This is a genomic window from Streptomyces muensis, from assembly GCF_021474425.1.
GTDB lineage: Bacteria > Actinomycetota > Actinomycetes > Streptomycetales > Streptomycetaceae > Streptomyces > Streptomyces muensis.
In genome coordinates, this window is the sequence record NZ_JAKEIP010000298.1 from 1 (window position 1) to 9,462 (window position 9,462).

General features: G+C 68.3%; 11 protein-coding genes. 4 read left to right on the forward strand and 7 right to left on the reverse strand.

The window, feature by feature from the left end:
- The 3 genes from L0P92_RS38300 to L0P92_RS38310 all read right to left on the reverse strand — a co-directional run.
- The coding region (locus L0P92_RS38300; protein WP_273634145.1) for a lytic transglycosylase domain-containing protein at positions 1-603 on the reverse strand (603 nt) is incomplete at its 3' end.
- Between the two features lie 113 nt (positions 604-716).
- Complete coding sequence (locus L0P92_RS38305) at positions 717-2,411, reverse strand: serine/threonine-protein kinase (protein ID WP_234767746.1); 1,695 nt, start codon at positions 2,409-2,411, stop codon at positions 717-719.
- 1,308 nt (positions 2,412-3,719) lie between these two features.
- Entirely contained in the window at positions 3,720-4,649 is a 930-nt protein-coding gene (locus tag L0P92_RS38310) for an oxidoreductase (RefSeq protein WP_234767747.1), read from the reverse strand.
- Between the two features lie 146 nt (positions 4,650-4,795).
- On the opposite strand from L0P92_RS38310, the gene L0P92_RS38315 reads away from it, so the two are divergent.
- On the forward strand, positions 4,796-5,389 hold the full coding sequence (locus L0P92_RS38315; RefSeq protein WP_234767748.1) for a TetR/AcrR family transcriptional regulator: 594 nt from the start codon (positions 4,796-4,798) through the stop codon (positions 5,387-5,389).
- A 57-nt stretch (positions 5,390-5,446) separates the two neighbouring features.
- Here L0P92_RS38315 and L0P92_RS38320 read toward each other — a convergent pair whose 3' ends face one another.
- The 4 genes from L0P92_RS38320 to L0P92_RS38335 form a co-directional block, all read right to left on the reverse strand.
- A complete protein-coding gene (locus tag L0P92_RS38320; protein WP_234767749.1) occupies positions 5,447-5,887 on the reverse strand; it encodes a type II toxin-antitoxin system VapC family toxin in 441 nt (146 codons plus the stop codon).
- On the reverse strand, positions 5,884-6,162 hold the full coding sequence (locus L0P92_RS38325; protein ID WP_234767750.1) for a hypothetical protein: 279 nt from the start codon (positions 6,160-6,162) through the stop codon (positions 5,884-5,886). Before L0P92_RS38325 ends, L0P92_RS38320 begins: the two co-directional genes overlap by 4 nt.
- A 281-nt stretch (positions 6,163-6,443) precedes the next feature.
- Entirely contained in the window at positions 6,444-6,731 is a 288-nt protein-coding gene (locus L0P92_RS38330; RefSeq protein ID WP_234767751.1) for a hypothetical protein, read from the reverse strand.
- Positions 6,728-7,045: a hypothetical protein gene (locus L0P92_RS38335; protein ID WP_234767752.1), complete on the reverse strand. Its 318-nt coding sequence runs from the start codon at positions 7,043-7,045 to the stop codon at positions 6,728-6,730. Before L0P92_RS38335 ends, L0P92_RS38330 begins: the two co-directional genes overlap by 4 nt.
- 150 nt (positions 7,046-7,195) lie before the next feature.
- Here L0P92_RS38335 and L0P92_RS38340 point away from each other — a divergent pair, with 150 nt between their 5' ends.
- The 3 genes from L0P92_RS38340 (at position 7,196) to L0P92_RS38350 (ending at position 9,187) form a co-directional block, all read left to right on the forward strand.
- Positions 7,196-7,450: a GntR family transcriptional regulator gene (locus L0P92_RS38340; protein ID WP_234767753.1), complete on the forward strand. Its 255-nt coding sequence runs from the start codon at positions 7,196-7,198 to the stop codon at positions 7,448-7,450.
- Positions 7,451-7,857: 407 nt separating this feature from the next.
- On the forward strand, positions 7,858-8,166 hold the full coding sequence (locus L0P92_RS38345) for a DUF8827 family protein (RefSeq protein ID WP_062723864.1): 309 nt from the start codon (positions 7,858-7,860) through the stop codon (positions 8,164-8,166).
- 190 nt (positions 8,167-8,356) lie between these two features.
- Entirely contained in the window at positions 8,357-9,187 is an 831-nt protein-coding gene (locus tag L0P92_RS38350; protein WP_234767754.1) for a hypothetical protein, read from the forward strand.
- Positions 9,188-9,462 lie beyond the last annotated feature (275 nt).

A 9,462-nucleotide genomic window follows, 5' to 3' on the forward strand; every position in this document is an offset into this window, starting at 1 on the left:
CTCCCCACCCCAGAGGTAGGGCGTACCCAGCTTCTTCTGGGCGTAGTAGATGGCGCCGGCGGCTTGCTCGGAGGGGGCGACGCGGGTCGTGGGCGCCGCGAAGCTCTTCTCCAGGCTTCGGATCCTCGTGACGTAGTTCCGGGTCTCGGTGATGGCCGGGACACCGCCCGCCTTTATGACGCGGTACGCGCCCGCGTTGTAGGCGGCGAGCATGTTGTTCGTGGTGTCGCCCGGGACGTCCTTGACGTACTTGGCGAGTTCGCAGTCGTACGACGCGGCCGACGGAATCGCGTCGTTCGGGTCCCAGATGTCTCGGTCACCGTCGCCGTCGCCGTCGACTCCGTGCGTGGCCCAGGTGCTCGGGATGAACTGGGCGATGCCGCGGGCGTCGGCGTGGCTGACGACATCCGGATCCCAGCCGCTCTCCTGGTACAGCTGTGCGGCGAGCAGGGCGGGGTTGATGGCCGGGCACAGGTTGCCCCACCTCTGCACGAGCGTCTTGTACGCGCCGGGCACGGCCCCCTTGGCCAGCCCGACACTGCCCTTGCCGACCCCGTTCACGAGGTTCCCGGCAACGATGTACACCCCGACGACGAGCAGCATCACAAAGCTCAGACCGAGCGCGACCGCGACACCTCCGGCCACCCATACTTTTCGCACGGCTCAACCCTCCCCCATATCTGTGCTGTTCAAGGCCATTTCCGAGGAGAGTGGCGCTATTTCACCGTGAAGCCGTCGCACATGATGCTCGTGTAGTCGTCGGGTGTGCGGATGTGGTGGAACTGCACGGTCCAGTCGCCGGGGTCGTTGGTCAGCGGGATGGCGGGCTGCGGCTTGCCCTCGACCCAGGAGTGGAAGTCGTCCGGGTAGGTGAGGTACTTCCACGCCAGTGGATCGTCGCCGTACAGATCGATCGGCTTGCTCGTATAGCCGACGTTGGCGTTGTCGATCAGCTTCCCGCCGACGGGCTTTCCAGTGCTCGGGTCGATGTCGTGCGGCGGCTTCACGCTGACGGTGATGTAGTACGGCTTCCCGGAATCGGCCTCGAACTTGTTCCGGAACCCGACCTGCACCCTGCCGTCGAAGGTGAGCGTCTCCGAGCTGGCGTCGGGGTGGTCGGGGTCGGAAATGGACCCCATGAACCCGTTGCCTGCCCGCTCCTCGGGGGGTAGCTGGCACTTGCCGGTGTCCGAGTACCACAGCGCACGGTCGATCTTGTCGCCCGCGTAGGCGGGGACACCCTTCGACGCCGTCGAGGCCGACGAGCTGGGCGACTTGCTGCGTCCGCCCGCTGGATCGCCTCCGGTCTTGTCGTCGTCCGGCGCCATGAGCACGAACACGCCGCCCACGCCGGCCGCGACCCCCACCGCCACAGCGGCCATCCAGGGCGCGGTCCGTCGACGGCGGCCGCCAGAGGCCGATTGGCTCACCTGCGTGGGCGTGTAGCCGTGACCATGCGGTGCCCCGGCGGTGGGCAGCTCGTGCGGGCTCACGGGCGGGTGCGCCGGAGGCGCCGGCAGCACAGATCCGGGCTGCCGGACCGGCGGAGTGGACGGCACAGCCTCCGCCATGGGCGCGAGCCCGGCGTACACCGCATCCTCGACGAGCGCCGCCCGAACCCCGCACCGCGCGATGACGTCACCGAGTCCCGGCCGGGCCGCCGGGTCCTTGGCCACGCACGCCTCGATGAGGCTCGCCAACTCCGCGTCCACGCCCGCGAGATCGACGGACTCGTGCACGGCCCGGTAGCTGACCCCGGCCGGCTCCCCCCTGCCGAAAGGCGGTCGGCCGGTCGCCGCGTAGGCCAGCGTCGCGCCCAGGGCGAACACGTCCGCCGCAGGCCCGACCTCGTTGCGCAACAGCACCTCGGGCGCGGTGAACCCAGGCGTACCCGGCGCGAACCCGGCCTCCGTGAGCGCCGTCTGACCTGCGCCGCGTGCGATCCCGAAGTCGATGAGCTGCGGTCCCTGCGCCGCGAGGATCACGTTCTGCGGCTTGAGGTCCCGGTGCGTGACACCATGCGCATGCACCGCCGCGAGGCCTTCGGCGAGGGCCGCGAACAGCCCACGGCACGTCTCGGCGGGCAACGCCCCCCGCTCCCCCACCGCCCGACTCAAAGTCGGCCCCGACACATACTCGGTAGCCAGCCAGTACGGCGCAGAATCCAGCGACGCGTCGATCAGGTTGGCCGTATACGCACTCCGCACCGCCCGCACCGTCTCGACCTCGCGCCGGAACCGTGCCAGCGCCTCCGGATGGTCGGTGATCTCGTCCCGGATCACCTTGATCGCGACCAGCCGCCCACCCGGCGACCGAGCGAGATAGACCTGCCCCATGCCGCCCGCCCCGAGCCGAGCGAGCAGCGTGTAGGCGCCTATGTGCGCCGGATCCCGATCCTTCAGTGCGTCCACCGAACTGACCTTGCCACAGAGACCAGTTCACCGGGGAACCCCTTCCTGCTTCCTGATGCCACTCCGCCGCCTCTGCCCCGAACACGGCGCTGTGTGACATGTCGGCCGTGGCACGGTCCCTCATGTCCGTCGAGCACCACAACGATCTTCCCGACTACGATGCAAGGGTCTCGATTGTGCCCGTTGAACCCGGGGCCTCGATGCGTGGTTCTGTACGGCCCAAGCCCGCGGCTGATCGATGTGTCACGAGTGTAAACAGAGCCTTCCGATGCACAGCCGGGCCCGCGACCAGGCCCAACTCGCCGCCGAGACCTGCAGGTTCTTCCACCGGTGTCGACCTCAGCCACACATCGTCCGCGGCTACTTCAGCCGCCCGCTCGTCCGCTACATCCTTAAATAGAACCCTTTGAGTTTCGGATCAATAGCTCCGAGGGTTGCATCGGCGGCCGCACACCGCTCCGAATGTGCACTCAATTCCAGCCAGAACAGCAAGGGATGGGCTCAGAATAGGCGTGCAGTGCAGTAAGATCATTGCGGCTTGGAAACCGCATCACAAACAACCCGCCACTGCATCAAATTTAAGCGATGCCTTGAATCACATGCCCACAGCACGATATTGAGGCATTCCCGACGAGTCGGCAGTAACCCCTGCTTACGGAAACTCTCGATAAGGAATAAAATGGCAAAAATCTGGCGGAACTTCGGACGCTCGCTAGTGACCATTTCCGTTCTCGCCTGTGGATTCATCCTCGCGCCGACGGCTCACGCCGGAGCATACGGATGCAGCGGAATACGGATAAATTCATTTAGCGTCGACATTAACGGCGGTACCCGATACGGAACAATGCACGTATATTACGACTCTGCGACTGGCAAGCACTGCAGTGCTGTGGTAGCTAATGCAGCAGGCGGCTACGGAGTAGCCAAGCAAATGACAGCAGAGATGCACGTCTGCCGCGAGCGGGAACCGGGTAATTTCTGTAGTTCAATAGAACACGATCGCGACTCGGGGAGCTATAAATACCACGCCGGGCCGGCGTCCGTGAAGAGCGGACCTCTGTGCGTTTCAGCGTACGGCTGGATAAGGTATAAGGGCAAAATGGCTCTCTCCGATACGGCTACGTTTGGCTGCTAGCTAGCCGGCCACCAGGGGCGCGGATCACGTTCCGCGCCCCAGCCCGTTCACAGATAGGTGATATAGAATCACCGCAAGCGGCTTCACGTTCAACTTCCCAGCGTCATGCGTCAACTCCGGATCGTAGGCCCTACGATCCGGCTCGCATCGCGTGCAAATGGCGGCCAACCGCCCTAACGCTCGGCCGCCACCACGCTCTCGACCTCAGCATCCCCCAACGGCCAGCTCACCCCCGTCAGTTCCTCAGACACCGTCCACAACCGCCGCGCCACCCCCACGTCACTCGCCGCCACGGACCGCCCCACCAGCGTCGGCGCACCCCGCATCTCGCCCAGCCCGTCGGGTCCGACGTAGCTCGCGCCGGGCAGGTCCTGTGTCGCGGCGTACAGCGTCGGCAGCGCACCCGCCCGGTCGTCCTGGGCGAAGAACCGGTTGCCGATCTTCATGAACCCGCGCATCACCGCGCTCCCCGCATGGCTCTGCAGGTTGGTGGCGGCATAGCCGGGGTGCGCGGCCAGCGCGCGGACCGGGGAGCCGGACGCCGTCAGACGGCGCTGGAGTTCCAGCGTGAACAACAGGTTCGCCAGCTTGGACTGGGCGTACGCGCGGTTCGGGTCGTAGCCGGACGCCCAGTTCAGGTCCTCGAACCGGATCCGCGCGCCGAACCACCGGTGCGCACCGGACGACAGCGTCACGACCCGGTCGGTGACATACGGCCGGAGCAGGTTCGTCAGCGCGAAGTGGCCCAGGTGGTTCGTGCCGAACTGCATCTCGAACCCGTCCGCCGTCCGCCGCTCGGGCACCATCATCACGCCGGCGTTGTTGATCAGCAGCTCCAGCGGCCGCCCCTGCCACCCGTCCGCGAACTCCCGCACGGACGACAGATCCGCCAGATCCAGGCGCCGCACCTCCGTACTGCCGTTCACCGTCGCGGCCGCCGCCCGCCCGCGCTCCGGATCCCGTACGGCGAACACGACGTGCGCACCCGCGCGGGCCAGCGCGTCAGCCGCCCGGAGGCCGATCCCGCTGTTGGCGCCGGTGACAATGGCGGTACGGCCGGCGAGGTCGGGGAGGCTCGTGGCGTCCCATGTCTGTTTGGCCATCTCGTCATCTCCTCATTCGACCCTGCGGCCTGATCCGCACCGCGGCCATGCCTCGAATGTAGGCGTCGCCAACAATGCTGTCAATGACAACAATGATGGCGGCGCCAACAAAGATGGCACCGCCAACATCAGGCTACGATGAGCCCATGCCCGAGACCCGCCCCTACCACCACGGAGACCTGCGCGCCGCCCTGCTCGCCGCAGCGGAACGCACCCTGCGTGACAAGGGCGCGGCCGCCCTCTCACTGCGCGAACTGGCCCGCGAGGTCGGCGTCAGCCACGCCGCCCCCGGCCGGCACTTCAAGGACAAGCAGGCCCTGCTCAACGCCCTGGCCCTGGCCGGGTACGAGCGGCTGGCGCAGACCCTGGACGCCGCCGAGGACCCCGCGCTCCCCCTGGAGCCGCGCCTCACCGCCCTCGCCCGGGCCTACCTCGGTTTCGCCATCGACAACGCCGCGCTGCTGGAGCTGATGTACGCCCGCAAGCACGAGCCGGACGCGTCCGAGCAGATGGCCGCGGCGGTCGAGGCGACGGTGGGAAGCCTCGTACGGGTCCTGGCGGACGCCCAGCGGCGGGGCGAGATCATCGACGGCGACCCGGAGGAACTCAACCTCGTCACCGGCGCCGCCCTGCACGGCGTCGCCGCCTTCATCTCCGCCGGCTGGCTGACGCCGGAGGCCGCACTGGCGGGCGTGGAGGGCCTGGTGCACCATCTGCTGCACGGGCTGAAGCCCCGCTGAACCCTGCTGACGATCAGCTTTGGCGCCGTGCCCGGCGCGGCCGAGGTCCGTATTCGATCAAGGCCGGACATCCAGCGGCCGCTCGCCCGAGCGTCGTGGAGCGATGACCCGGTAGTGGTTGTCGAAGGACAGAACCGTCGGCAGCTGAAGCCGCCAGGCCAGGCACGCGTTGACAGCGTCGGTCAGGCCGATCGCCTGCCCCATGTAGTCACGTTGGATCTTCTCCGCTTCACCGAGAAGTTTCGCGTCCACGGCTGGTACGCGTGCGTATCCGGCGGAGACGAGTGCCCGCAGGCGGCATACGGCCTCTACGGCTTCCTTCTCCGAGGCCTGCTGATGAAGGAGGTAGTCCAGCTCAGCGAGAACGAGAGGCGACAGGACGAGGATCCTGGCCGTCCCGAAGGCGTCGATCCCGTCCTGGTGCCGCTGGTCACGGCGATTGAAGGCGGCGAGCAGGATACTGGTGTCGGCCACCGCAAGATGGACGGGGGCGGTCACGCAGCGCTCCCGCCTCGCAGGTATTCATGCACACGGCTCGCGAGGTCCGGCGGCCCATCGAAGAGACCCCAGTCGTCTACCGCGTCGCCCACAGTCCCCTCGGGGATGACGAGCTTTCCCGCAGCCCATTCGATCGCCAAGGCTTCGGGGGACCGCCCGTCGAGGGCCGCGAGATCACGCAGGATGCCGGCCATCGCGCCCGACACCGTGACGTGGGCCTGGATCGGCTGGGGTTCATCGGGCGGCAGTGCCGCGTCATCCGCTGCCGAGATCACCGGGTGCTCCTTTGGCTTCGGTATGTGCCGACTCTATAGGTCGGCAGTAACGTGCGAGTGATTCGCGTGAATCGTGTAATCAGTGGCTGCATCGGGCAAACCGGCCTCGGAGCGCGAAGAGCACGCTCCGGGCAGGGCTGCCTGGGCTGGCCCGTCAGTCGGCTGGCGCTGACGCGGATCGGCCGCCGAGGGACGGTGCGGAGAGGACCGGTCCGAACCCCAGAGGGTCTTGCCGCCCAGTCCAGCTACCGCCCCGCCCCCCGGCGGACGCCGCTCGGCCCTCACTCCCCGCCGGCCACACCTCCGTACGGCACCGCGCCCCCGACCATCATCCCGACGCATTCCTCAAGCGCCGCGTGCAACGGCGCTACGAAGGCGGCGAGTTCGACCTCCGAAACCTCTCCCGCCTCCAGCACGGCCCCGACGACCGCCACCAGGACGGCCGCGGTCTCCAAGGCGTGCTTGTCGGCCAGCGCCTCAAGCGTGCTGCCCGAGCGCGCGACGACGAACGCCTCCTTGCCAGTGGCTGGGTCGACACCGAGGCTGCGGGGACGCCACGTGCCGCTCATACGGCGACCTCCCACGGGAAGCGGTCCTGCCCCCGGGCGCCGAGGGCGGCCGCCCGGCGCCGCTGCCGCTGAAGCCGCCACCGCTCACGATCATCACGCTCGCGTTCCCATACGACGACGTACGGCCGGACCAAGGGCTGCCCGTCGGCGGCGATGACGTCGGCGAGGTACAGCCGCGACCGACGCGCGGGAGCGGGCGCGGGATGGTACGGGGGAGGGGGCGGAAAGGGCGCCGCGGCGGGCGCAGGATGGGCGCGGTGGGCTCCGCGCCCGGGCAGGAAGAGGCTCAGGATCGCGGCCAGTAGGCTGCGCATAGGTCGACTCCTGTTCAGTCGGCTCAGGCCCCGGTGAGGAAGTAGCCGCTTCCCGTCGGGGCCGTTCTGTCTTCGGAGGCCACATTACCCGTAGATAACTGCGGATAACCACGGATGCATGGAATGCCATGGTCACCCACGCTGAACATCATGGAGCTTGATCGCACGCGCCCGCTATGGCGACAGATCGCAGCGGAGATCATCCGGCGCATCAAGGAAGGCACATATCCACCAGGAAGCCGCGTGCCGTCCACTCTGGAAGTGGCGCAGGAGTTCGGCGTGGTGAACGCGACGGCAGCCAAGGCCATGCGCCATGTCCGGGAGCAGGGCTGGACGCGGGGCGAAGTCGGACTGGGGACCTTCGTGGCCGACCCCCTGCCGATCTCCCCCACAGAGCAACCCTGACTCTCCGTCACCACTCACAGCATCCCAGCAAGTCACGGAACCCCGCTGGCGGGTTGCGCCTCACAGACCAGGTGCCGGCCACGCTCCGTCCGCACGCCGGGATACCCTTCACCCGCAGAACACCGGCACGACCGTTCACCCCACGGACTCACCCGACCGGCCGTCAGAAACGGCACCCGGCGTGAAGAGGTCCAACGACGCAACCACACGACAGGTTCCGCTCAGGCCTCATTGCCCGGCGTGACCTGCCGTGATACACAGAGTGACCATACGAGCTATTCGTACGAATCCCGCCCATCAATGACGCCAAGTCGACATACGACAGCGCCATTGTCGGCGAGAATGAGGCCTGACCTCTGCGCAGCGCAGGGGGACTGCGGAACTACCCAACAGGGGCGGTGACTTACATGCTCTTTGCGGCCGATAAGGGCGACATCAACACCATCATCGGCGGGATCGCTCCGGACTGGGGTCCCTTCGGCGCACTGGGGAACGAAGCGAAGACGATGATCCAGGTCGTCATGGCTGTCGCCATCCTGCTCTGCCTCGGCATCGCCATCTGGGGCGCGGCCAAACAGCGCATCGGCGCGACCGCCCTGCGCGACACCTTCAGCGCCGAGCAGGGCAAGGGGCTGATCATCGCCGGTCTGACGGGCGTCTTCATCATCGGCTCACTGGGCACGCTGTTCACCATCGTGTACGGCATGGCCGTCTAGGCGGCTCCGTCCCGCCCGTCCGCCGCGGGCACTCCCGGTCACCCCCGTCCCCCACCCGTCCCGTCGTGCCCACCGGCTGAGGTTGCGTTTCCCTGATGTCGAGTCACCACACCGCGCCCATGCGGGAACCAGCACGGCTACCGTCGTACTCCTACGTGTGTCCGTCCGACGTCGAGGGGGCGTACGCGGAATGAGTCTCGGAGACGAGCGGGAGTCCTCCGGCGGTTACGGAGGCACGGGCCAGACCCGCACGCGGCTGCCCGAAAGCGGCGGTGACGTGTACGGGGGCGCGCGGCGGGGTGGCCGTTCGTCGTCCCGGAGCCTGGTCACCGTCGTCGGCGTGGTCGTCCTCCTCATCGCCGCCATCGCCTTCGCGAACCGTGGAGGCGAAGACTCCGGTTCTGCGACGGGGGACGAAAACCAGCCGAAATCCTCCGCCACGGCGGCCAGCGGGACACGACCGGTGGACGGGAAGGCGGCGGGGATCCCCGCGAAGTTCGCTCATGACGAGCAAGGCGCACAGTCGGCGGCGGCGAACTACTCGGTGGCCCTCGGCTCGACCGGCATGTTCCAGACGGAGACCCGGCACGCCATCGTCGACACCCTCTACACCTCCGACGCCGCGGCCAAACTGAAGGGCCCGATGGACCAGGCCTATTCGACCGACTTCCTCAGCAAGCTCGGACTCGACGCCAACGGCAACCCGCCGAAGGGCAGCACGTTCGTCTCACGCGTGGTCCCGGTGGGCACGACCGCCCAGCAGTACGACGGCGACAGCGCCAAGGTCGCGGTCTGGTACATGGGCCTCATCGGCATGTCGGGGGAGAACTCGACCGACCCCGTCTCCTCGACATGGAAGACCTGGACGTTCGACCTGCGGTGGGCAGGTGGCGACTGGAAGATCGTCACGGACTCCCAGAAGGACGGCCCCGCCCCGGTCCCCGGCGACGACAGAGCCGCCGCCTCCGACGAGATCAGCAAGGCCATCGAGGAGTACGGAGGGTTCACGTATGCGCGCTAACCGCCGCTTCCTCAGGGTCACTGCGGCCTTCGCCGCCGTCCAGGCAGGCACAGTCCTGCTGGCCACCCGTGCCGTCGCCGCACCCACCCCCACCCCCACGCCGCCCACCGGTCACCCCGGCGCGAGGACCTCGGCCCCCCCCCCGGGCGGCGCCGCGGGCCCCGGGCCCGCGAGGCCGGGCCGCGCGCGGGGCCGCCGCCGCCGGGGGGCGCCCGCCGCGCGGGGCCCGGGCGGGGGGCGGGGCGGCGCTCGGCCGCCGGCCGTGCGGGGTCGCG